This window comes from Pseudomonas sp. GCEP-101, from assembly GCF_025133575.1.
Lineage (GTDB): Bacteria > Pseudomonadota > Gammaproteobacteria > Pseudomonadales > Pseudomonadaceae > Pseudomonas > Pseudomonas nitroreducens_B.
The window spans coordinates 3,268,919-3,290,116 of record NZ_CP104011.1 but is presented as its reverse complement, the minus strand read 5'-3'; the positions used below and the strand labels follow the sequence as shown (position 1 = coordinate 3,290,116).

Here is a 21,198-nt window from a genome sequence, read left to right as displayed (position 1 = left end):
AACCGGGCAACGGCCCCTCAGGGTAGCGCAGAAGCAGGAGCCGGGTTTGCGATCAGCGGTTGGTCTGCAGGTTCCGGCGCGCGGCGTGGCGCTCGAGAGCGAGGTCGACCAGGCGGCTGACCAGTTCGCTGTAGGTCATCCCGGCGGCCTGCCACAGCTTGGGATACATGCTGATGCGGGTGAAGCCGGGCAGCGAGTTCAATTCGTTGATCAGCACCTCGCCGCTGTCGGTGAGGAACACGTCGACCCGCGCCAGCCCCGAACACTCCAGGGCGAGGAAGGCCTCCACGGCGAGCTGGCGGATGCGCTCACTGGCCTCGACGGGGATATCGGCGGGTACCACGACCTTGGCCGCGTCCTCGTCGATGTACTTGCTGTCGTAGGAGTAGAAGCCGCTGCCCACGACGATCTCGCCGCAGCCGCTGGCGATCGGCTGCTCGTTGCCCAGTACCGCGCACTCGATCTCGCGGCCCTTCACGGCGGCCTCCACCAGCACCTTGTCGTCGAAGGCCAGCGCCAGGCGAACCGCTTCGTCGTACTGCGCCTCGTCCTCGACCTTGCTCACACCCACCGAGGAGCCCATGTTCGCCGGCTTGATGAACAGCGGCAGGCCGAGCTTGCGCTGTGCCTCGGCGAAGGGCGTGCGCGCGGCGTTGGCGCGGGTCAGGGTGAGGAAGGGCGTGATGGCGAGGCCGGCGTCGCGCAGCAGGCGCTTGCTCACGTCCTTGTCCATGCAGATGGCCGAGCCCAGCACGTCGGAGCCGACGAAGGGGATGTCGGCCATGCGCAACAGGCCCTGCAGGCAGCCGTCCTCGCCCTGGGTGCCGTGAACGATGGGGAAGATCACATCGACATGGTCGAGCAACTGGCGGCTGCCGGTTTCCACCAGCTGCTGCTCGGCCTTGCCCGGCACCACGGCCAGCTCGCGGTTGGAGCGGTTGAGGGCGATCAGCGCCGGGTTCTCCTGGTTGAGCAGGTAGTCGGAGGCATCGTTGAGGTGCCAGCGGCCTTCCTTGTCGATGCCGATCAGCACCGGTTCGAAACGCTCGCGGTCCAGCGCGTCGACGATGTTCTTCGCCGATTGCAGGGACACCTCGTGCTCCGCCGAACGCCCACCGAAAATCACCCCAACGCGCACCTTGCCCATGACAGCCTCCACCTGATCGATGGGCGCTTTCTAACACGCGCACCGGTGCTTGGGTAGGAACAGTGAGCGGCGAACAGACGAGCCGCGCCGCCCTCAGAAACCGTTCAACGCCTGCGCCAATTCGCGGGCGGCCTGGCCGCTGTGCACGCCGGGGAACAGGTGGGTGAAGGGCAAGGCCACGAAGCGACCCTCGCGCACCGCGCGCAGGCGCGAGAGCAGCGGGTCGGCACGCAGCGTGCGGATCTTCTGCGCGGCCGTGGACCAGCTCGCGTCGGCCAGCAGGATGACGTCCGGGTCGCGCGCCAGCAGTTGTTCGGTATTGGCGGTGAAGCTGCCCAGGTCGACGTCCTCGAACAGGTTGCGGGCGCCGGCGGCCTGCAGCAGCTGGGTGACGACGCCACGCCGCCCCTGGCTGGCCAGCCCGTTGCTGGCGCTGTCGAGGTAGAAGACGTCCAGCGGCTGCCGGCGGGTGGAAAGGCGCCGGGCGTCGGCCCGTTCGGCGCGTTGCCGGCGGATCAGTTCCTGCGCCCGTTGTGGCTCGTCGAGCAGCTTGCCCAAGGTGCTCAGGTCCGTCTCGACGCCCGCGAACAGATCGTCCTGCCACACGCCGCATCCGGCCTCCAGCAGGTAGCTGGCGACGCCGTGGCCGGCCAGTTCCCCGCGGGACAGGTTGCCCAGCCGGAACGCCGAGGCGAAGCCGGCCACCACCAGGTCCGGGCGCTGCGCGTACACCGCTTCGGCCGAGGGATACAGCCGCGCCAGCAGCGGTACGCCGCGATAATGGCCGTCGCTGACGTCCAGGTCGTCATCGATGTAGGCCACGCCGATCAGTCGCTTTCCGGCGCCCAGCTCCAGCAGCAAATCGGCGGCGTGCTGGTTGAGGGCGAGGATGCGCTGCGGCGGGTGATCGAGCTGCCAGGTCTGGGCGCAGTTGCGGTAGTCCTGTGCGGCGGCCGTCGTCGTGGCAAGCAAGATTGCGAACAGCAGCGCCCCCTGTAGGAGCGGGCCACGCCCGCGATCGCGCGCATGGCGCGCTCCTACCTTCGAGCCACTGTGCGTCAAGCGGTTCGCGAGCGAGCTTGCTCCTACCAAGAGCAGGCGCCTCATGGCTCGTCCACCCGCAGCTCCGCCACGGGCACGCCATCGCGCAGGTGCTCGGCCACCACCCGGCACACCTGCTCGTCGCTGCGCAGGCCATACCAGACCCGCTCGGGATACACCGTCAGCAGCGGCCCGCGGTTACACGGGAACTGGCAGCCGGTGCGGGTCAGCAAGGCGCCCTCGGCATTCTCGTGCAGATCGAGGCGGACCAGCTCGCGGCGCAGGGTCTTCCACAGTGGCAGCGCACCGCGGCGCACGCAGCGCGGCCCGGTGCAGAGGAACAGGTGACGGCGGTGCGGCGGCGGCGCCCGCCAGTCCGGCTGCGCGGGCACGGCGCCGACGTCCCGGCACTCCAGCCGCTGCGCCGGGTCCTCGATCGCCGCCAGCACCGCCGCCGCTTCCAGCCCGCGCCGGCCCAGCGCCGAGGCGGTGACGTTCGCCACCGGCGCCTGCGGATAATGCGCCTGCAGCGCCGCCACTTCGGCGCACAGCCAGTCGAGGTAGGCGCCATCAGCGCTCGGTTCGAGGTCCACCAGCAGCACGTCTTGACGCTCGGCAAACCCCGCGCGCAGGCGCGTCCACAGCCCTTCGAAACCGTCGCCGGTGTCGACGCACTCGACATCGGCCAGACGCGTCGACACCTCGCGGAGCAGGCGCTCGCCCTGGGCGCCGGCCAGCGGGCCGACCAACAGGATGGCCTTCATCAGAAGCTGAAGGTGTAGCGCAGCTCGGCCGTGCGCGGCCGGCCAAGGTTGTCCACCTGGCGGAGGCCGTTGCTGGTGCGGCCGGTGGCGTAGTCGCGGTCCAGCAGGTTCTCCAGCAGCAGGCTCAGGCGGTGTGCGCGGGCGGCATCGAGGTAGCGGTAGGCGTCGCCGTCGAGCACCGTGTAGTGGCCGTAGTCATCCCCCTGGGCGCTGACGATGGAGCCGACATAGCGCGTGGCAAGCCCCGCCCCCCACTGGCTGTCGTCGTAGCCCAGGCGCAGGCGGGCGAAGAACTGCGGGATGTTGTTCACCGCCACGCCCTCGCGGCTGTCCACCAGGTTGCGCGTGGCGTCGGCCCAGAGCTGCCAGCGCCGACCGAGCTGCCACTGGCCGCTGGCTTCGGCCCCGCGCACGGTGATCTCGCCGTTGCCGTTCACCCACTGGTCGCCGGCGAGGGTGATGAGGTCGGTGATCTCGCGGCGGAACAGCGTGACGCTGCCGCTCCACGGCTGGTCGAACAGCTCGCCGGTGTAGTCCAGGCCCAGCTCGGCGTTGCGGCTGCGCTCGGGCTTGAGGTCGCGGTTGCCGACTTCCTCGCCCGGTTCGTTGACGAACAGCTGCTCGGCGGTGGGCAGCTTGAAGGCGGTGCCGAACTGGCCGCGCAGCTTCAGCTGCCGGGTGAGGTCATAGAGCGAGGTGAGCATCCACACGGTGGCGCCCTCGCCGCCGGCGATCGCCTCGCGGCGCACCCCCAGGCTCGGGTGCCAGTCGGGCAGCGCCGCGATGCTCGGCCGCAGTTGGGCATAGAGCGCGTGGGACTCGGCCTGCTGGTTGTCGATGATCAGCACATCGTCCTGGCCCTTGTACCACTGGTTGTCATTGCCCAGGACCAGTTCGTGGCCGCCCGCCAGCGTCGCCTTGCCTTCGAGCTGCGCGCCCCAGTCGGTGAAGCCCCAGTAGTCGTTGTGGTTGAGCACCTGGGTGCCGCCGCCCTGCAGGTTGTAGACGCGGTCGTAACGGGTGTCCCAGTCGTTGAGGTGGGTCTTGGCGAACCAGCTGAAGTCGTCGCCGACGCGCTGCTGGAAGGTCGCCGTGGCGATCTGCTGCACGCGGTTGTTGCGGGTGTGGCGGTTGGCGGTGGGCCGGGCGAAATCCAGCGCGGCGTCGGCATTCTGGTAGAACAGCTCCAGCCGCGAGGCCTCACCGATGGCCTGGATGGCCTTGGCGCCGAACACGTTGACGTCGTAGGAGCGGCGCTTGTCGCTCAGCGTGTCGGTCATGTCGCGGTCGCGGTACGGCTGGTAGCCGTCGGAGCGGTTGTGGCTGACGTAGGCCATCAGCCCGAGGTCGCCCAGGCCGGTCTGCACGATCTGCTCGGCGCGGGCGTCTCCGCTGCGGCCCTTGAAAGTGTCCAGGCCGAGGTTCACTTCCCCGGATGCCACGCGGCTGCGCGCGCTGCGGGTGATGATGTTGATCACCCCGGATACCGCCTGCGTGCCAAACAGCAAGCCCTGGCCGCCCTTGAGCACCTCGATGCGCTCCACCGCGGTGGTCGGCAGGGTATCGAGGTAGATGCCGCCGTAGAGGCGGTTGTTCAGGCGCACACCGTCCAGCAGGATCAGCGTGTCGTCGTTGCGTCCGCCCAGCAGCGAGTAGGTGCCGTAATCGAACGGGCCGTTCTTCGGCGCGACGAACAGGCCGGGCACATACATCTGCAGCACGCGGGTGAGGTCGGCGCCGGGGCCGGCGCGTTCGATCTGCTGGCGGTCGATGACCTCAAGCCGGCTGCCGTAGCGGGCCATGTCGGCTACCGTGGTGGATTCCACCGATGGCGCGCTGACGACTTCGTCGGCCAGGTCCAGTGGCGCCGCCGCGAGCGGCGAGCCGAGCGTGCAGAGGAACAGAACGGGACTCCAGCGCAGCGCGCGCCGGTTCAGGTCGGGAGAGTGTTGCAAGGTGATCGCCTCGAAATCGGGATTTCGCAGGCGGCGCAGCGAGGCCCGGAACGAGCGCGCCCGGGGACCGGCTCACGCCCGCCCACCGCGGGTTTGCCAAACAGGTTCCAGGCCGGTCTCCGGGCTTGCGAGGGTCGTGGAACATCCGCCTTCCCATGCCTGAGCACAGTGGCCTCGTGGATGCTCCGCTCGCTTACCGTTGCGGGGGCAGCGCCGGACTGATCGCACGAAGGCGACGCACCGGCTTCCCGTTTCACCCCACGCACGGCGGCGGGGGGCACCTGAAACGGGAGGCATCTGAACATCGGCTGGCGGAAAGCGTCAAGCGCGGGGGTTGGGCAGGATGTTGCAGGCGCGGCGCGGGCGCCCTCAGTGCCAGGGATCGTAGGTGCCGAAACTCCAGATGTGCCCTTCCGGGTCGCGGCAGGTGAAGCCCTGGCCGCCGTAGTCCTCGTCCTTGATGTCGATGACGATCTGCGCGCCGGCGTCGACGGCCGCGCGATACACGACTTCGGCGTCTTTCACCACCACGTAGATGCTCTGGGTGCAGCCGCCGATCTCGTCGGGCTGGCGCATCAGCCGGCCGTATTCGTTGTCGTGCAGCGAGCCGAGCATCACCAGCCCGCTGCCGTCGGCCAGGGCCAACTGCGCGTGGGCGATACCGCCGTGGTCATCGGCGACCACCAGTTGCCGCTGGAAGCCGAACGTGGCGCACAGCCAGTCGATGGCCTGGGGCGCATCGCGGTAGCGCAGGCAGGGAATGACGCTGGGGCGGGTAACGGGAAAAGGTGTGGACATGGCGATCTCCGAGCAGCAACGAGCGCAATGCTCTGAGCATAGTCGCGCGCTTTTCCCCGCCCAGCCCGCCGCGGCGACCGACAGCCAAGCGCAAGTTCCTGCAAGATGGCTCGCCCGACGGGTCGTAGTGTCGGCAGACCGATTTCAAGGAGCAACACACCGTGACCCAACGCCAACCGATCAACCTGCAGGACAAGCTCGGCCGCATCACTGACACCTGGCAGCCGCGGGTGATCGCCGAGATGAACGACTACCAGTTCAAGGTCGTGAAGCTGCACGGCGACTTCGTCTGGCACAGCCACGCCGACACCGACGAAACCTTCATCGTGCTCGACGGCGAGTTGCGCATCGACTTCCGCGACGGCCCGCTGACCCTGCGCGCCGGCGAGCTGTACGTGGTGCCGCGCGGCGTAGAGCACAAGCCCTATGCCGAGCACGAAGTGCAGGTGATGCTCATCGAACCGCGCGGCGTGCTGAACACCGGCGACCAGGGCGGCGAACGCACGGCGGAGAATGATCGCTGGATCTGACCGCTCAGAGATCCAGCAGGTCGGCGTGAATCCCCAGCGCCTTCGCGACCTTTTCCCGCGTCGGTTTGCGCGGCCGGGTCGCGGCTTCCTGCTGGGCATAGGCGGGCTGGCTGATGCCCATTCGCCTGGCGACTTCCGCCTGGGTCAGCCCCAGGTGCCTGCGCCAGGCGCCAATGGCGCTCAGCCCCTCCTGGACCATGAAACCCACCACCTCGTTGGGCACCAGGTCCTCCTTCGGGTGGCTGGCGATGTACTCCGCGTAGGGGATGACCACGAAGGCCGGCACACCGTCCGGTCCGTTGATGATCTGCACGTTAGTACGTGTGCTCATCGCGCTTGCTGACCTCTTCGATATTCACGATGCGGATGGCGCCATCCCAGTCGAACAGCACCCGGTAGCTGCCCACCCGCAGGCGGTAGCCATAGGCATGCTTGACCAGTCTCTTGACGTTCTGGACGTCAGGCATTCGCGCCAGCGTCTGCACGGCGTCGTAGATCACCGGCTGGTCCGCCTTGTTGAGGTGGCCGAGCTGCTTTACGGCCTTACGGGTCCACTGGATGCGGTTCATGACGGCCTCGCTGGGGAGGCGGTCAATATAAGCATCCTTATAAGGATATTAGCGCGACTTCAGCGACAGTGGGATCGCGTTCTCACCGTGCTCAGCTGCGGACCGGGAGCTCGCCCGCCTTGGCCCCGAAGCGCTTGCGGTAGTCGCTCGGCGCCATGCCGGTGATCTTGCGGAAGATGCTGCGGAACGAGCCCGGGTCGAGGTAGCCCACGGTGTAGGCGATGTGGTCCACCGTGCCGTTGGTGAACTCCAGCAGCTCGCGCGCCTTGCCCACCCGCAGGTGCTGGCAGTACTCGGTGGGCTTGAGCCCGGTAGCGGCGCGGAAGCGGCGCAGGAAGGTGCGCTCTTCCAGCCCGGCCTGGGCGGCCATCGCGGCGAGGCTGACGTCCACCGCGCCATTGCCCTGCAGCCAGTGCTGCACCTTGAGGATCGCGGCGTCGCCATGGCCCAGCAGCGGCGCGAAGTTGCTGCCGCATTGCTGGGCGCTGTCGCTGTGTTCCACCACCAGGAAGCGTGCCGTGCGGTTGGCGATGCTCGGCCCGAGCAGGCGGTCGACGATGCGCAGGCCCAAGTCCGACCAGGCCATCAGCCCGGCGGAGGTGATCAGGTCGCCGTCGTCCACCATCGGCTTGTGCGGCTCCAGGCGCACACGCGGAAAGCGTTCGGCGAAGGCCTCGGCACCACTCCAGTGGGCGGTGGCGCTGCGACCGTCGAGCAGCCCGGCCTCGGCCACCAGCAGGCCACCGATGCACACCGAGCCGACGATCGAGCCCTCGCCGTGGCGTGCGGCCAGCCAGTCGGTGAGGTTGCGCAGCGGCGCGGCATCCGGCAGGCCGAACAGCGACGGCGGGACGATCACGGCAACCAGGGGGCTGTGCGCGCCGGGATGCGTGTCGAACACGCGCCGCGGCTCGCCGCCGTCCTCGCCGAGCCAGTGGCTGACCCGCAGCGCCGGCAGTTGTTGCGCGGCCTCTTCGCCGGCGATGCGCTCGGCCACCGCGAACAGGTCGGTGAGCCCATGCAGCGCCGCCGTCTGCACGCCGGGATAGAGCAGCAACCCGATCTCGACGACGCTTCGTTCCACAGCCATTGTCAGTTTTCCCCCGGTTATTGTCGTTCCGACTGATCCCCGCGCGGCGCGCGGCGAACCATACTGGCTCCACTTCCTCCCCTCACGAAAGGAACCTGAAATGGCCAAGCAAGCGCTCATCCTAGTGGATATCCAGAACGACTACTTCCCTTCCGGCAAGTGGCCGCTGGTGGGCATCGAGGCCGCCGCCGACCAGGCCGCCAAGGTGCTGGCCGCGTTCCGCGAGCGCGGTGACCTGGTGGTGCACGTGCGCCACGAATTCGACAGCGCCGACGCACCGTTCTTCGCCCCCGGCAGCGACGGCGCGAAGATCCACGGCAAGGTGGCCAATCTGCCCGGCGAGCCGGTGGTGCTCAAGCACTTCGTCAATTCCTTCCGCGATACCGAGCTGAAGGTCCTCCTCGACCAGCACGGCGTCGAGTCGCTGGTGGTGGTCGGCCACATGAGCCACATGTGCGTGGACGGCGCGGTGCGCGCCGCCGCCGACTTCGGCTACCCGGTGACCGTGCTGCACGACGCCTGCGCCACCCTGGACCTGGAGTTCAATGGCGTGAAGGTGCCGGCAGCCCAGGTCCACGCGGCCTACATGGCGTCGCTGGCATTCGCCTATGCCGAGGTGGTGTCCACCGCCGAGTACCTGGACCGCTGATTCGGGGCGCTCCCACAAGGAAATCTGACGCTGGGCAGTACCTGTAGGAGCGAGCTTGCTCGCGAACCGCTTGATGCCGAAGGTGCCAGGCGGGTTCGCGAGCAAGCTCGCTCCTACAACAGGGGCAGCCCTGCGCATCCGGTAACGGGGAATCCCGTTTTGCTGGCTTTCCGCTATGATCGACGCTCATTCGCCTGTCGATAAGGACATCCCATGAGCGTTTCCTCGATCATCACCCTCGCCATCATCGCTGGCGTGATCTTCCTGCTGATCAGCGTGTTCAACCGCCTGGTCGCCCTGCGCAACCGCTACCAGAACGCCTTCGCGCAGATCGAGGTACAGCTCAAGCGCCGCTACGACCTGATCCCCAACCTGGTGGAAACCGCCAAGGCCTACCTCAAGCACGAGCGCGAAACCCTGGAAGCGGTGATCGCCGCGCGCAACGCGGCGGTGGCCGGCCTGAAGGCTGCCTCCGAGCAACCCGGCGACGCCGGCCGCATGGCGCAACTGGCCGCCGCCGAGAACGCCCTGGGCGGCGCCATGGGCCGCCTGAACGTGACCCTGGAAGCCTACCCGGACCTCAAGGCCTCGCAGAACCTGCAGCAGGTCAGCGAGGAACTGTCGAGCACCGAGAACAAGGTGGCCTTCGCCCGCCAGGCCTACAACGACGCGGTGATGGAGTACAACACCTACCGCCAGTCGTTCCCCGCCAACTTCCTCGCCGCCACCTACGGCCACAGCAAGGACGCCAGCCTGCTGCAGTTCGAGGACAGCAAGGACATCCAGGCCGCGCCGAAAGTCGCCTTCTGATACCCCGGCGCAGGACGCGCGATGAACTTCTTCGAACACCAGGACCGCGCCCGCAAGCAGACCGGGCGCCTGGTCGTGCTCCTCAGCGTCGCGGTGGTCTGCCTGGTCACCATCACCAGCTTCGCCCTGGGCTGGCTCTGGCGGCACCTGGGCGAGCCGGCGCTGCACCTCACCTCGCCCGCCTCCCTGCCCGACCCGGAGCTGTATCTGTCGGTGGCCGCCGTGATCGTCGGCGTGGTCGTGCTCGGCGCGCTGTACAAGCAGGTGCAACTGAGCGCTGGCGGCAAGGTGGTGGCCGAGAGCCTGGGCGGTCGCCTGCTCAACCTCAGCGCCAGCAACGCCGACGAGCGCCGCTTGCTCAATGTCGTCGAGGAAATGGCCCTGGCCTCCGGCTCGCCGGTACCGCCGGTGTACGTGCTGGAAGACGGCTCGATCAACGCCTTCGCCGCCGGCCTGACCCCGCGCGACGCGGTGATCGGCATCACCCGCGGCGCCATCGAGCAACTCGAGCGCCATGAGCTGCAAGGCGTGATCGCCCACGAATTCAGTCACATCCACCACGGCGACATGCTGCTCAACACGCGACTGACCGCCCTGCTGCACGGCATGCTCCTGCTCGGGTTGATCGGCGGCATGCTGCTGCGCGGCTGGAGCGAGACCAGCAGCGGCGTGCGCATCAGCACCCGCAGTAGCAGCAACGACAAGAACGGCGGTGGCAGCGTGGTGCTGCTGGTGATCGGCGCCGGCGTCGTGCTCTATGTGCTGGGCTATGTCGGCACCTTCTTCGGCCACCTGATCAAGGCCTCGGTGAGCCGCCAGCGCGAGTACCTGGCCGACGCCTCGGCGGTGCAGTTCACCCGCGATCCCTCGACCATCGCCGGCGCGCTCAAGAAGATCGGCGGCAACCCGCTGGGCGCCCTGCTCAGCGCGCCGCGCGCGGCCGAGTTCAGCCATATGTACTTCGGTGACGGCGTGGGCAGCAGCTGGTTCGACACCCACCCGCCACTGAAGGATCGCATCCGCCGCGTGGACCCGGGCTGGGACGGCCGCTACCCGAAATTCGAGCCGCGCCTGGACGTGGCCTTGATGAACAAGGACGCCTGGACCGCCGCCGTTACCGGCCAGCCTTACCAGCCCGGCGCCGTGGACGTGGCGGTGGCGGCCGTGGGCGCGCCGACGGCCGCTCACCTGCTGGAAGCGCGCCACACCCTGCAGCGCCTGGACGAACGCCTGCAACGCGCCGCCCATGACAGCGAGGGCGCCCAGGCGCTGATCTACGGCCTGCTGCTGGACAGCGAACCCGGCCTGCGCGCGCGCCAGCTCGAAGAGGTCAGGAAGCGCCTGGACCTGAGCCTGGCGCTGCAACTGGACCTGCTGGAAGAGTCGCTGCTGCGCCTCGACCCTGGCCAGCGCCTGCCGCTGCTGGACCTGGCGATGCCGGCGCTCAAGCAACTGGACGCCCAGGCCTTCCTCGCCCTGCGCGAGAACATGGCGCTGCTGATCAAGCTGGACGGCAAGGTGAAGCTGCTGGAGTGGACCCTCCTGCGCATCGTCGAACGCAACCTGCGGCCGGGCAGCGGCAAGATCGGCCATGTGGCGCTGGCGGAGCTTGGCGAAGAGTCCGCGACGCTGCTGGCCTTCCTCGCTCGCGTCGGTGAAACCAGCGATGTGGAAACCGCCCAGGCCTTTGCCGATGCCTGGAGCGGCCTGCCCTTCCCGCCTCGCCCCTTGCCGCCGGCGGGCAGCCTGCGTGACCTGGAAGGCGCGCTGAAAAAGCTGGAGCAACTGCGCCCGCTGCAGAAGCCGCAGCTGCTCAAGGCACTGGCGCGCTGCATCGAGCACGACGGCCGCATCAACCCCGGCGAGGCCGAACTGATGCGCGCGGTGGCGGATATCCTCGACTGCCCCATGCCGCCGTTGCTGGCGGGCTGAAAAAGAGCGCGCCATGCGCGCGGTCGCGGGCGTGGCCCGCTCCTACATGGAAGTTCCGTGCCATGCGGTTCGCGAGCAAGCTCGCTCCTAAAAAAAGCGAATGCGCCGTTCTCACTCTGAAGGCTTCCAGAGAAATCTCCGCGCCCGCCGAAAGCCCCGTTCAGCGCGTAGGGCGAATAACCCGGCACGGGTTATCCGCCGATGCCCGGACGGCGGATAACGCTGGCGCGTTATACGCCCTACGAGGGGCCGCGCGAAGCAGCGGCATTCCCCTGTAGGAGCGGATTCATCCGCGATGGATTTCGCGGACAAGGTCCGCTCCTACGCACCGGAGTCCGGCTGTAGGAGCGAGCTTGCTCGCGAACCGCATGGCAGCGGCGCCTACGTAGTCACCCGCATATCCCCAGCGAGTCCGTCGCCCTAGGATGGCTGGCATCACGGATATCGGACGCTCGCCATGCCCCACATCGCCATCGACTACACCGCCAATCTCGCCGACGACCTCGCACCGCTGGCCCTGGCACAGAAGCTCCACGACGCCGCGCGGACCCTGGGCGTGTTTCCCCTCAACGGCCTGCGCACCTTCGCCCGCGCCGTCGAGGAGTTCCAGGTCGGCGCCAACACTCAGGATGAAGCCTTCATCAATATCCAGATCCGTATCGCCCCCGGTCGCCCGGAGGAATTGCGCCAGCGCATCGTCGACACGCTGTTCGCCACGGCCGAACAGACGCTCGCCACGCTCCTCGCCAAGCGCCCCGTCGGCCTGCAGCTGGAGATCACCGAGTTCGACCGCAGCCTGACCCGCATGGCCGGCAGCCTGCCCAGCGCCTGATTCGCCACAATAAAAAAAGGCCTCCGAGGAGGCCTTTTTTCATTCGCTCAACCGCGCATCAGGCACGGCTGGCAACGCTGCCCTGCTCTTTGGGGGCAAGGTTCAGCGCGTAGTACAGCACCGTCAGCAGCACCAGGAAGGCCGGGCCGATGTACAGCGCGATGCGGGTGTCCTCGAAGAAGGCCATCAGCACCACCACCAGCACCAGGAAGGCCATGGCGAGGTAGGAGCTGACCGGGTACAGCCACATCCTGAACTGCAGCTTGCCGGCTTCGGCGGCGGAGAGGCCGCGGCGGAACTTCAGTTGCGCCAGCAGGATCATCGCCCAGGTCCAGATCGCACCGAAGGTGGCGATGGAGGTCACCCAGGTGAACACCTTCTCGGGCACGAGATAGTTCAGCAACACGCCCAGCAGCAGCGCGAAGATCGACAGCAGCAGCGCATTGCGCGGCACGCCGCCCTTGGAGGTCTTGGCGAACACCGCCGGCGCCTGGCCGTGCTGGGCGAGGCTGTAGAGCATGCGCCCGGTGCTGAAGATGCCGCCGTTGCAGGACGACAGCGCGGCGGTGATCACCACGAAGTTGATGATGCCGGCGGCGGTCTTGATGCCCATGCGCTCGAAGGTCATCACGAAGGGGCTGCCCTGGGTGCCGATCTCGTTCCACGGGTAGATCGACATGATCACGAACAGCGCGCCCACGTAGAACAGCAGGATGCGCCAGAACACCGAGTTGATGGCGCCGGGAATGGTCTTCTGCGGGTTCTTCGCTTCGCCGGCGGTGAGGCCGATCATCTCCACGCCCAGGTAGGCGAACATCACCATCTGCAGCGACATCAGCACGCCGGTGATGCCGTGGGGCATGAAGCCGCCGTTGCTCCAGAGGTTGGAGATACCGGTGGCGATGCCGCCGTTGCCCAGGCCGAAGACGATCATGCCGCCGCCCACCAGGATCATGGCGACGATGGTGACGATCTTGATCAGGGCGAACCAGAACTCGAACTCACCGAAGGCGCGCACGGCGATCAGGTTGATGGTGCCCATGCTCGCCAGCGCGGCCAGCGCCCAGATCCAGCGCGGCACGTCGGGGAACCAGATGCCCATGTAGATGGCCACCGCGGTGATCTCCGCGACGCAGGTCACCAGCCAGAGGAACCAGTAGTTCCAGCCGGTCAGGTAGCCGGCCAGCGGGCCGAGGTAGTCCTGGGCGTAGCGGGCGAAGGAGCCGGCGACGGGATTGTGCACGGCCATCTCGCCCAGCGCGCGCATGATCACCAGGATGGCGAGACCGCCGATGATGTAGGAGAGCATGATGGCCGGGCCGGCCATCTGGATGGCCTTGGCGGAGCCGAGGAACAGGCCGACGCCGATGCAGGCGCCCAGGGCCATGAGACGGATGTGCCGCTCGTTGAGATCCCTTTGGAGATCGTGGGACGACATGGTGATGCAACCTCGTTTTGTTCTTGGGAGTAATCAGCCGCGGACTCGCAGTGCAGTCGGGATGCGGAAGCACCGGAAAAGCTTCGCCACCGCGCAGGAGGGCACGGGGGGAGCAGTGTCTGGCAGTTCCAGGACGGCACACCGGAAGAGGCTGCCCGCTCTTGTGAAGCGGACGTGGGCATTGCGGGAGGACCACGGCTGAGGTCGCGGGCGAGTGTTACATAACTGCGTAGGAAACGTCTGCACCACCAAGGTGCAATGTGACCAAAGGGATAGCGGCGTTTCGCCACATCTGCCTCCCTAGTCAGGGCCGGTGTAGAGCGGCTCAGCCCACCACGGGCTGCAGCTCCAGCAGCAGCGAACAGGGCTGGCCGGTCTCCGGATGGCGCGGTTCGCGCAGCTGCCGCAAGCGCCAGCCGCTGGCGGCCAGCAGCGCCAGCCAGGACTCCAGGGTGCGGAAGTACCAGGGCATCGGTGTGCTGAAGTCGCCACCGAAGGCGCTGAAGGTTTCCAGCCGCCAGCCATCGGCATAGGGCTCGTCGCCGCCGGCGGTCCAGGGATGCACAGTCTGGATCAGCAGCCGCCCGCCGGGGACGAGCCGGTCGCGCAGCGCGCCGAGCAGAGGCGCGGGATGGTCGTCGAGCAGGGCGAAGTTGCAGACCAGCGCGTCGAACCGGCCGAGGGTGGCGCCCGAGGCGACCAGCGCCGCGTAATCCATCACCTCGAAGCGCGCGCCACCCGCCGCCCGCGCCGCGTCGATCAGGGGCGCCGCGGCATCCACGCCAACGCACTGGTGCCCCTGCCCTGCCAGTGCGCGGCACAACCAGCCTTCACCGCAACCGATGTCGAGCACCCGCTGCGCCGGGCCATCGGCGATGGCGCCGAGGATCGCCGCATCCGTCACCAGCCGCCGGCTCTCGATACGCTGCTCGCGCACGGCACGGGTCCAGGCCGCGGCGTTGGTTTGCCAGCTGTGGCGGATTCGGGCGGCGTGGTCGGTCATGGTCGGCTCCGTGCGTGGGAGATGCGATCGCGGATGAATCCGCTCCTGCAAAGTCGAAAAGCCCCTCACCCTAACCCTCTCTCGCAAGCGGGAGAGGGAACCGTCCGGTGCAGGATGAAACCACAGAATCAGCCGGCACAATCTGCCCCCTCTCCCTCTGGGAGAGGGTGGGGGTGAGGGTAGACAAGCTGCACTCGTCCCGGCAGAAAAAGCCGGACCTACCGTCCCTTCAACACCTTCGGCACCGCCAACCCCTTGGGCGGCGGGGTCTGCGGCAGCGCCTGGCGGCAGCCGGCGTCGCGGAACGGCCCGCCGATCCTCTGCCAGCCATTGCCCGGCGACGTCTGCTGGCAGGTATAGGCGCCATCGACCTTGCTCTGCCAGCGGTAGAACGGCATCGGCGCCGCCTGGGCGCTCAAGGACGCCAGTAACAGCGCGGCCAGGGGCAGACGGCAAGGCAGAAAAGGCGAACGCATGGGCAAGGGTTCCTGTCGAAGTTCGTACATTGCACCTGCTGGCCGTCGGCAAATCAATCCGCATGGCCATGAACGGCGCCGGGCGGCGCGCAGATTTTTTGCCGCCGACTACGCTGGAAGTTAGGAAAGCCGCGGGGGAAGCGGCTTTCGCGGTGCCAGGATGGCGCCGGCCATCACGTGGGCGGAGTCCGCTACCTGGGCTGTCGTACAAGCAAGGGCGGGGCGTGAAGATGGGCAGAGCGAAGCATTCCGGTACGCAAGTGGCAGGTCAACCGGGAAGTCTGGGGCCCGGTATTTCCTCGCAGAAAGTCCACCACCATCGCTTCCTGATCCTCTTCCTGTTTCTCCTGCCGTTGCTGGCCGCCATGGGCGCGGCGCTGCTCTATGAAGCGCGCACCTCGAAGCTGCAGGCGCGCGAACTGGCGCGCTACGCCACCGGCCTGACCTGGAGCCTGGAACAGGGCGGCACCAGCAATGTGGTCTACCCCCAGGGCGGGCCCTTCGACCGGCGCCTGGGCTACCAGCAGTTGCCCGGCTTCCTCGGCCGCCTGCACGAGCGCAACTTCGTCACCCTCAGCCAGGCGCGATTCTCCGACACGCTGATGCAGTACACCGGCCACGGCCTCTTCCCGCCCTACCCGGAGAAGGCCCAGGCCGGCGTCGACATCGCCGATTGCCGCGGCCTGCCGATCTACAACTTCCGCTATCCGCAGCGGCTCTACGCCAACTTCGAGAGCATCTCGCCGACCATCGTCAACAGCCTGCTGTTCATCGAGAACCGCGATCTGCTCGATCCCGATCGCCCCTACCTGAACCCGGCCATCGACTGGAGCCGCTTCACCCAGGCCTCGGTGGCGCAGGTGGGCAAGCTGGTCGGCCTGGGCAACCACGCCCCCGGCGGCAGCACCCTGGCCACGCAGATCGAGAAGTACCGTCATTCCGAGGATGGCCGCACCAACTCCATCACCGACAAGCTGCGGCAGATGGCATCGGCCAGCGTGCGCACCTACCGGAACGGCGCGGAGAACATGGCCGCGCGGCGCAACGTCGCCCTCACCTACCTCAACTCCGTCCCGCTCTCGGCGCAGCCCGGCTACGGCGAGGTGAGCGGCCTGCCGGACGGCCTGTGGATCTGGTACGGCGCCGACTACCAGCAGGTCAACAAGCTGCTCAACACCCCGCCCGGCTCTGGCGCGGAGCTGGCCGCCCAGGGCAAGGCGCTGCGCCAGGTGGTGTCGCTGATGATCGCCCACCGCCGGCCCTCCTGGTATCTCGCCCGCGGCCGCGACCAACTGGCCGTGCTGACCGACAGCTACCTGCGCCTGCTGGCGCAGAACAACGTGATCGCCCCCGAGCTGCGCGACGCCGCGCTCAAGCAGAAACTCACGTTCCGCGATCCGCGCAGCGAGCCGAGCTTCACCCCGCTGGAGAACAACAAGGGCATCGGCCTGGCACGCACGCGCCTGGCCGGCATGCTCGATGTGCCGCTGTACGACCTCGACCGCTTCGACATGAGCTTCACCACCACCCTGCAGCATGAGTTGCAGGAGCAGGTCACCGGCTACCTGCGACAACTGTCCGACCCGGCGTTTGCCGAGCAGATCGGCTTGTTCGGCGAACACCTGCTGTCCAAGGACAAGACCAAGGACGTGCGCTACAGCTTCACCCTGTTCGAGCGCACGCCCAGCGGCAACCGCGTGCGGGTGCAGACCGACAGCACCGAGCAGCCCTTCGACATCAACGAAGGCAGCAAGCTGGAGCTGGGCTCCACCGCGAAGCTGCGGGTGCTCGCCACCTACCTGGAAACCATCGCCGACCTGCATGAGCAGTACGCCCCGCTGTCCGTCGCCGAGCTGAAGAAGGTCCCGGTGGAGCCGCTGGACTACCTCAGCCGCTGGTCCATCGACTACCTGATGACCGCCAAGGACCGCAACCTGCCGGACATGCTCGCCGCCGCCCTGCAGCGCAAGTACTCCGCCAGCCCCTACGAGAGCTTCTTCACTGGCGGCGGCATCCACACCTTCAGCAACTTCCGCAAGGAAGACAACGGCCGCATCCCGACCCTGCAGGACGCCCTGCGCGAGTCGATCAACCTGCCCTTCGTGCGCCTGCTGCGCGACCTGGTGCGCCACGACATCTATGCCAACGAAGGCAGCAAGGTCGCCGTGCTGGCCGACGACAAGGACCCGCGCCGGCAGGACTACCTGGACCGTTTCGTCGACAAGGAAAGCCAGGTCTACCTGCTGCGCTTCTGGCAGAAGTACAAGGGCAAGGACAACGACGAGCGCCTGAGCACCTTCCTCGACGGCCTGCGCGCCTGGCCGGTGCGGCTCGCGGCGATCCATCGCTACCTGCAGCCGCAGGCGGATATCCCGACCTTCGCCGCCTTCCTGCAGGACCGCCTCAAGCAGGGCAAGTACGCCGGCGACAAGCTCACCGACAAGCGCATCGAGGACCTCTACACGCGCTACGGGCCGGGCGCCTTCAACCTCAACGACCAGGGCTACGTCGCCCGCGTGCACCCGCTGGAACTGTGGCTGCTGGGCTACCTGCAACGCCAGCCGGCGGCGACCTTCGCCGACGCCGTGGCCGCCAGCAGCGCCGAGCGCAAGGAGGTCTACGGCTGGCTGTTCAAGTCCCGGCACAAGTACGCCCGCGACAAGCGCATCCGCATCATGCTGGAGGTGGAGGCCTTCCTCGACCTGCATGAACAGTGGAAGCGCCTGGGCTACCCGTTCGACCACCTGGTGCCGTCGCTGGCCACCGCGCTGGGCAGCTCCGGCGACCGCCCGGCGGCGCTGGCGGAGCTGATGGGCATCATCCTCAACGACGGCGTGCGCCAGCCGACCCTGCGCATCGACAGCCTGCATTTCGCCGCCGGCACGCCCTATGAAGTCAGCCTTGGGCCGGAGGCGGGCAACGGCCGCCAGGTGATGCGCTCGGAAGTCGCCCAAGCGCTGCGCACCGCGCTGTCCCAGGTCGTGGATGCGGGTACCGCGCGGCGCCTGTCCGGCACCTTCAAGCTGGCCGACGGCAACGCCCTGGTGATGGGCGGCAAGACCGGCACCGGCGACAACCGCATCGAGAGCGTGACCCGCAGCGGCTGGGTGAAGAGCTCCAAGGCGATGAACCGCACGGCGACCTTCGTCTTCTACATTGGCCCGCGCCACTTCGGCACGCTCACCGCCTACGTGGCCGGCAGCGAGTCGGACGGCTTCAAGTTCACCTCGGCGCTGCCGGTACAGGTGCTCAAGGGCATGGCGCCATTGCTGACCGGGTACCTGGAACCGGGCATCAGCACCGGCTGCCAGGAGCGGCTGGACAACCTGCGGGTGAGTTGGCGCTGAGTGGGCGGCGATTGGCTCCGCCCCCTCGCCCTAGCCCTCTCCCGGAGGGAGAGGGGACTGTTCCGAGCGCTCTGGCATTGCTGCGTTAGCCGGCTGACTCGGTTCATATACAACGCCCGAACGGCTCCCTCTCCTCGGAGAGAGGGCTGGGGTGAGGGGAAAGCCCCGAGCACACCTGCCTGCCTGAACCTGTAGGAGCGAGCTTGCTCGCGAACCGCTTCATGCCACGGGCAACCGGGCCGGTTCGCGAGCGAGCTCGCTCCTACGAAGAGCTCCGCGCCTACCGGCTGACTTCCTTGGCAGCCACCACACCGAACGGCCCCCTCTCCTCGGGGAGAGGGCTGGGGTGAGGGGATAGCCCAGCGCACACATGCCCGCCTGAACCTGTAGGAGCGAGCTTGCTCGCGAACCTCGCCGGGCACCCTTGGCATCAAACGATTCGCGAGCAAGCTCGCTCCTACGCAAAGCCGCTCTGTTACTTGCCCTGCACGCTCTTCACGTACAGCGCCTCGACCTGCTCCCGCGCCCAGGGCGTGCGGCGCAGGAAGGTCAGGCTGGACTTGATGCTCGGGTCGTTCTTGAAGCAGCGCACGTCGATGCGCTTGGCCAGCCCGTCCCAGCCGTACTGCGCCACCAGGTGGTTGAGGATGGCTTCCAGGGTCACGCCATGCAGCGGGTTCTTCGGTTTGTCGTTCATGGTCGGTGCCGTCGTGCGGGAAATGCGCGGCACCTTAGCATCAAGCTCCGGTTCGGGCGATCACGTCCGCAGCCCGGCCACCCCGGCGATGATCAGGGCCACCGAGGCCAGCTTGGTCAGCGTCAGCGCCTCGCCCAGCAGCAGGAAGCCGAAGAACACCGTGCCCAGCGTGCCGATGGCCGTCCAGATCGGGTAGGCGATGCTCACCGGCAACTGGCGCATCGCCAGGGTGAGGAAGAAGATCCCGCCGATCACCGCCAGCACCGTCACCACGGTCGGCAGCGGCCGGGTGAAGCCCTCGGCGTACTTCATCGACACGGCGAACATCACCTCGAACACCGCGGCCACCATCAGCATCGCCCAGGCCATCACGCACGCGCCCACTCGCTCTCGGCGAGGTCGGCCAGGGCTTTCTCAGCCTGTTGGTAAGAGGCGCGGAAGGCATCGGGATTGCCCTCCTCGCCCTCGGCGGCGACCACCTGCACATCCTCGATGCCGAGGAATCCCAGCGCCACGCGCAGCCAGGCGTCGGCGTGGTTCATCCACTCCAGCTCGCCGCCCGGCCCCATGCCGGCGCCGCCGCGGCTGGTGACGATGAGCGCCTTGCGCCCCTTGAGCAGCGGCTCGTATTCGGCCTCGCCGTCCTTCAGGTGCAGGTCGAAGGTGCGGCCGATGCGGACGATCTGGTCGACCCAGGCCTTCAATCCGCTGGGCACGCTGAAGTTGTACATCGGCGTGGAGATCACCAGTAGGTCATGGGCGAGCAACTCGTCCACCAGCTCGTCGCTCAGCGCCAGCTCGGCCTGCAACTCGGCCGGGCGATGCTCGCGCTGCGGGTGGAAGGCGGCGGCGATGAAGCCCTCGCTGACGTGGGGCAGATCGGCGCGGCCCACTTCGCGGCAGGTGATCGAGGCCTGCGGCAGCGCGGCCAGGAAGCCTTCCGCCAGGCGGCGGGAATGCGAGCGGTCGGCGCGGGGGCTGGCGTGGATGGAAAGAATCCTGTTCATCTGTCACTCCTTGCGAAGGTATACACTGCGGAGGTCCAGGCTGGCCTCCTGTTGCGACCTAAGCTATTTCCAGCCGGGTCAGCGGACAACTGAGGGAATCTCCCTCCAGATGAATTGATCTCATCCATGGAGCACGCCATGTTCGCCAACCTGCCGCTTCCAGCACTGCGCACCTTCGAATCCGCAGCGCGCCAGTTGAGCTTCAAGGCCGCCGCCCAGGAACTGGCGGTGACTCCCACGGCGGTGTCACACCAGGTGCGTGCACTGGAGGAATGGCTCGGCCTGCCGCTGTTCGAACGTCTGCCACGCCAGGTACGCCTGACAGAGGCCGGCGAGCGGCTGTTCCGCAGCCTGCATGGGGCGCTGCTGGAGGTCTCGCAATCGGTGGACAGCCTGCGCCCGCAGCGCAGCGCCAGCAGCCTGACGATCTCCACCACGCCGGCTTTTGCCGCGCTGTGGCTGGTGCCGCGCCTGGGCCGTTTCTATGCGCGCCATCCGCACATCCGCCTGCGCCTGGACAGCCAGTGCGAACTGCTCGACCTGCAACAGGACGCCAGCGTCGACCTGGCGATCCGCTACGGCTTCGGCGACTACCCGCGCATGCACAGCCAGTTCCTGCTGGCGGAACGTTTCGCCGTGTATGGCGCGCCGGCGCTGGTGGCCACCGCGGACGTGGAGGTGCCGGAGATGATCAGCGTGCGCTGGCACAACTCCGAACTCTACGAGCGCGGCTGGAAGGCCTGGTGCCAGGTGGCCGGCGAGGAATGCCTGCTGGCCCAGGCGGTGCAGCGCGAATACGACGAGGAGTTCTACGCCCTGCAAGCGGCCGTCGCCGGCCAGGGGCTGGTGCTGGCCAGTTCGCTGCTGGTGTCGGAGAGCGTGGAGCAGGGCCTGCTGGTGCCCTACCGCCCGGAGATCAACGTCCCCGGGGCGCGCTACACCGCGCTCTGCGTGCCGGGCCGCGAGCGTCATCCGCCGGTGCGCGCGTTCCTCGACTGGCTGGCCGAGGAAGCGGCGCAGGCGGCCGACCCGCTGATCGACAACGCCGCCTGAGCCTGCCGCTGCACCCGCGCAGGCGCCGCTTCGCCGTGCGCGATGGGCAACCCGTGCGTA

At 67.9% G+C, this 21,198-nt stretch carries 21 protein-coding genes and 1 riboswitch; of the genes, 7 read left to right on the top strand and 14 right to left on the bottom strand.

Annotated elements, in window-relative coordinates; translation table 11 throughout:
* Window positions 1-52: 52 nt before the first annotated feature.
* From ddlA to N0B71_RS15010, 5 genes are all read right to left on the bottom strand, one after another.
* Window positions 53-1,147 carry a D-alanine--D-alanine ligase gene (ddlA, locus tag N0B71_RS15030; RefSeq protein WP_259753361.1) on the bottom strand — a complete coding sequence of 365 codons (1,095 nt, stop codon included), beginning with the start codon at window positions 1,145-1,147 and terminating at the stop codon, window positions 53-55.
* A 93-nt stretch (window positions 1,148-1,240) separates the two neighbouring features.
* A complete protein-coding gene (locus tag N0B71_RS15025; RefSeq protein ID WP_259753360.1) occupies window positions 1,241-2,119 on the bottom strand; it encodes an ABC transporter substrate-binding protein in 879 nt (292 codons plus the stop codon).
* Window positions 2,120-2,250: 131 nt separating this feature from the next.
* Window positions 2,251-2,952, bottom strand: a complete 702-nt coding sequence (locus tag N0B71_RS15020; protein WP_259753359.1) for a (2Fe-2S) ferredoxin domain-containing protein — start codon at window positions 2,950-2,952, stop codon at window positions 2,251-2,253.
* Window positions 2,952-4,907 carry a TonB-dependent receptor plug domain-containing protein gene (locus tag N0B71_RS15015; protein ID WP_442964612.1) on the bottom strand — a complete coding sequence of 652 codons (1,956 nt, stop codon included), beginning with the start codon at window positions 4,905-4,907 and terminating at the stop codon, window positions 2,952-2,954. The genes N0B71_RS15020 and N0B71_RS15015 overlap by 1 nt, the downstream gene beginning before the upstream one ends.
* Window positions 4,908-5,000: 93 nt before the next feature.
* Window positions 5,001-5,207, bottom strand: a riboswitch (cobalamin riboswitch).
* Window positions 5,208-5,276: 69 nt separating this feature from the next.
* Window positions 5,277-5,705 (bottom strand): VOC family protein, encoded by a 429-nt coding sequence (locus tag N0B71_RS15010; RefSeq protein WP_259753358.1) that lies wholly within the window; start codon window positions 5,703-5,705, stop codon window positions 5,277-5,279.
* A 161-nt stretch (window positions 5,706-5,866) separates the two neighbouring features.
* Here N0B71_RS15010 and N0B71_RS15005 point away from each other — a divergent pair, with 161 nt between their 5' ends.
* Window positions 5,867-6,235, top strand: coding sequence for a cupin domain-containing protein (locus N0B71_RS15005; RefSeq protein ID WP_259753357.1), 369 nt, complete (start codon window positions 5,867-5,869; stop codon window positions 6,233-6,235).
* A 4-nt stretch (window positions 6,236-6,239) separates the two neighbouring features.
* On the opposite strand, the gene N0B71_RS15000 is transcribed toward N0B71_RS15005, so the two are convergent.
* The 3 genes from N0B71_RS15000 to N0B71_RS14990 all read right to left on the bottom strand — a co-directional run bounded on the left by N0B71_RS15000 (window position 6,240) and on the right by N0B71_RS14990 (window position 7,894).
* Window positions 6,240-6,566 carry a helix-turn-helix domain-containing protein gene (locus tag N0B71_RS15000; RefSeq protein WP_259753356.1) on the bottom strand — a complete coding sequence of 109 codons (327 nt, stop codon included), beginning with the start codon at window positions 6,564-6,566 and terminating at the stop codon, window positions 6,240-6,242.
* Window positions 6,550-6,804, bottom strand: coding sequence for a type II toxin-antitoxin system RelE family toxin (locus tag N0B71_RS14995; protein WP_259753355.1), 255 nt, complete (start codon window positions 6,802-6,804; stop codon window positions 6,550-6,552). The genes N0B71_RS15000 and N0B71_RS14995 overlap by 17 nt, the downstream gene beginning before the upstream one ends.
* Window positions 6,805-6,895: 91 nt before the next feature.
* Window positions 6,896-7,894 (bottom strand): GlxA family transcriptional regulator, encoded by a 999-nt coding sequence (locus N0B71_RS14990; protein WP_259753354.1) that lies wholly within the window; start codon window positions 7,892-7,894, stop codon window positions 6,896-6,898.
* A 100-nt stretch (window positions 7,895-7,994) separates the two neighbouring features.
* Here N0B71_RS14990 and N0B71_RS14985 point away from each other — a divergent pair, with 100 nt between their 5' ends.
* The 4 genes from N0B71_RS14985 to N0B71_RS14970 all read left to right on the top strand — a co-directional run bounded on the left by N0B71_RS14985 (window position 7,995) and on the right by N0B71_RS14970 (window position 12,117).
* Entirely contained in the window at window positions 7,995-8,543 is a 549-nt protein-coding gene (locus tag N0B71_RS14985) for a cysteine hydrolase family protein (protein ID WP_259753353.1), read from the top strand.
* Window positions 8,544-8,756: 213 nt separating this feature from the next.
* Complete coding sequence (locus N0B71_RS14980; RefSeq protein WP_259753352.1) at window positions 8,757-9,353, top strand: LemA family protein; 597 nt, start codon at window positions 8,757-8,759, stop codon at window positions 9,351-9,353.
* A 21-nt stretch (window positions 9,354-9,374) separates the two neighbouring features.
* Complete coding sequence (locus N0B71_RS14975; protein ID WP_259753351.1) at window positions 9,375-11,285, top strand: M48 family metallopeptidase; 1,911 nt, start codon at window positions 9,375-9,377, stop codon at window positions 11,283-11,285.
* A gap of 457 nt (window positions 11,286-11,742) precedes the next feature.
* Window positions 11,743-12,117, top strand: coding sequence for a 5-carboxymethyl-2-hydroxymuconate Delta-isomerase (locus N0B71_RS14970; RefSeq protein ID WP_259753350.1), 375 nt, complete (start codon window positions 11,743-11,745; stop codon window positions 12,115-12,117).
* Window positions 12,118-12,175: 58 nt separating this feature from the next.
* On the opposite strand, the gene N0B71_RS14965 is transcribed toward N0B71_RS14970, so the two are convergent.
* The 3 genes from N0B71_RS14965 to N0B71_RS14955 form a co-directional block, all read right to left on the bottom strand.
* Window positions 12,176-13,555, bottom strand: coding sequence for an amino acid permease (locus N0B71_RS14965; protein ID WP_259753349.1), 1,380 nt, complete (start codon window positions 13,553-13,555; stop codon window positions 12,176-12,178).
* Between the two features lie 325 nt (window positions 13,556-13,880).
* The gene (locus N0B71_RS14960; RefSeq protein ID WP_259753348.1) at window positions 13,881-14,558 is read right to left on the bottom strand and encodes a class I SAM-dependent methyltransferase; all 678 of its coding nucleotides are present in this window, start codon (window positions 14,556-14,558) and stop codon (window positions 13,881-13,883) included.
* A gap of 218 nt (window positions 14,559-14,776) precedes the next feature.
* Entirely contained in the window at window positions 14,777-15,034 is a 258-nt protein-coding gene (locus N0B71_RS14955; protein ID WP_259753347.1) for a hypothetical protein, read from the bottom strand.
* 230 nt (window positions 15,035-15,264) lie between these two features.
* Between N0B71_RS14955 and N0B71_RS14950 the strand changes: the two genes are divergently transcribed.
* Window positions 15,265-18,381, top strand: a complete 3,117-nt coding sequence (locus tag N0B71_RS14950) for a transglycosylase domain-containing protein (RefSeq protein ID WP_442964611.1) — start codon at window positions 15,265-15,267, stop codon at window positions 18,379-18,381.
* A gap of 475 nt (window positions 18,382-18,856) precedes the next feature.
* On the opposite strand, the gene N0B71_RS14945 is transcribed toward N0B71_RS14950, so the two are convergent.
* The 3 genes from N0B71_RS14945 to N0B71_RS14935 are packed head-to-tail and all read right to left on the bottom strand — an operon-like array spanning window position 18,857 to window position 20,085.
* Entirely contained in the window at window positions 18,857-19,078 is a 222-nt protein-coding gene (locus tag N0B71_RS14945) for a VF530 family protein (protein WP_259753346.1), read from the bottom strand.
* Window positions 19,079-19,138: 60 nt separating this feature from the next.
* Window positions 19,139-19,447, bottom strand: a complete 309-nt coding sequence (locus N0B71_RS14940) for a DMT family transporter (protein ID WP_259753345.1) — start codon at window positions 19,445-19,447, stop codon at window positions 19,139-19,141.
* Window positions 19,447-20,085, bottom strand: a complete 639-nt coding sequence (locus tag N0B71_RS14935) for an FMN-dependent NADH-azoreductase (protein ID WP_259753344.1) — start codon at window positions 20,083-20,085, stop codon at window positions 19,447-19,449. Before N0B71_RS14935 ends, N0B71_RS14940 begins: the two co-directional genes overlap by 1 nt.
* A 138-nt stretch (window positions 20,086-20,223) precedes the next feature.
* Between N0B71_RS14935 and N0B71_RS14930 the strand changes: the two genes are divergently transcribed.
* On the top strand, window positions 20,224-21,138 hold the full coding sequence (locus N0B71_RS14930) for a LysR substrate-binding domain-containing protein (RefSeq protein ID WP_259753343.1): 915 nt from the start codon (window positions 20,224-20,226) through the stop codon (window positions 21,136-21,138).
* Window positions 21,139-21,198: the final 60 nt, after the last annotated feature.

Excerpts from the sequence above, each read along its gene's own strand:
- N0B71_RS15010 (WP_259753358.1), bottom strand. The coding sequence starts at position 5,705 with ATGTCCACACCTTTTCCCGTTACCCGCCCCAGCGTCATTCCCTGCCTG.
- N0B71_RS14945 (WP_259753346.1), bottom strand. The coding sequence starts at position 19,078 with ATGAACGACAAACCGAAGAACCCGCTGCATGGCGTGACCCTGGAAGCC.
- N0B71_RS14995 (WP_259753355.1), bottom strand. The coding sequence starts at position 6,804 with ATGAACCGCATCCAGTGGACCCGTAAGGCCGTAAAGCAGCTCGGCCAC.
- N0B71_RS14940 (WP_259753345.1), bottom strand. The coding sequence starts at position 19,447 with ATGGCCTGGGCGATGCTGATGGTGGCCGCGGTGTTCGAGGTGATGTTC.
- N0B71_RS15000 (WP_259753356.1), bottom strand. The coding sequence starts at position 6,566 with ATGAGCACACGTACTAACGTGCAGATCATCAACGGACCGGACGGTGTG.
- N0B71_RS14950 (WP_442964611.1), top strand. The coding sequence starts at position 15,265 with ATGGGCAGAGCGAAGCATTCCGGTACGCAAGTGGCAGGTCAACCGGGA.
- N0B71_RS14965 (WP_259753349.1), bottom strand. The coding sequence starts at position 13,555 with ATGTCGTCCCACGATCTCCAAAGGGATCTCAACGAGCGGCACATCCGT.
- N0B71_RS14980 (WP_259753352.1), top strand. The coding sequence starts at position 8,757 with ATGAGCGTTTCCTCGATCATCACCCTCGCCATCATCGCTGGCGTGATC.
- N0B71_RS14985 (WP_259753353.1), top strand. The coding sequence starts at position 7,995 with ATGGCCAAGCAAGCGCTCATCCTAGTGGATATCCAGAACGACTACTTC.
- N0B71_RS14990 (WP_259753354.1), bottom strand. The coding sequence starts at position 7,894 with ATGGCTGTGGAACGAAGCGTCGTCGAGATCGGGTTGCTGCTCTATCCC.
- N0B71_RS14935 (WP_259753344.1), bottom strand. The coding sequence starts at position 20,085 with ATGAACAGGATTCTTTCCATCCACGCCAGCCCCCGCGCCGACCGCTCG.
- N0B71_RS14930 (WP_259753343.1), top strand. The coding sequence starts at position 20,224 with ATGTTCGCCAACCTGCCGCTTCCAGCACTGCGCACCTTCGAATCCGCA.
- ddlA (WP_259753361.1), bottom strand. The coding sequence starts at position 1,147 with ATGGGCAAGGTGCGCGTTGGGGTGATTTTCGGTGGGCGTTCGGCGGAG.
- N0B71_RS14960 (WP_259753348.1), bottom strand. The coding sequence starts at position 14,558 with ATGACCGACCACGCCGCCCGAATCCGCCACAGCTGGCAAACCAACGCC.
- N0B71_RS15020 (WP_259753359.1), bottom strand. The coding sequence starts at position 2,952 with ATGAAGGCCATCCTGTTGGTCGGCCCGCTGGCCGGCGCCCAGGGCGAG.
- N0B71_RS14955 (WP_259753347.1), bottom strand. The coding sequence starts at position 15,034 with ATGCGTTCGCCTTTTCTGCCTTGCCGTCTGCCCCTGGCCGCGCTGTTA.
- N0B71_RS14970 (WP_259753350.1), top strand. The coding sequence starts at position 11,743 with ATGCCCCACATCGCCATCGACTACACCGCCAATCTCGCCGACGACCTC.
- N0B71_RS14975 (WP_259753351.1), top strand. The coding sequence starts at position 9,375 with ATGAACTTCTTCGAACACCAGGACCGCGCCCGCAAGCAGACCGGGCGC.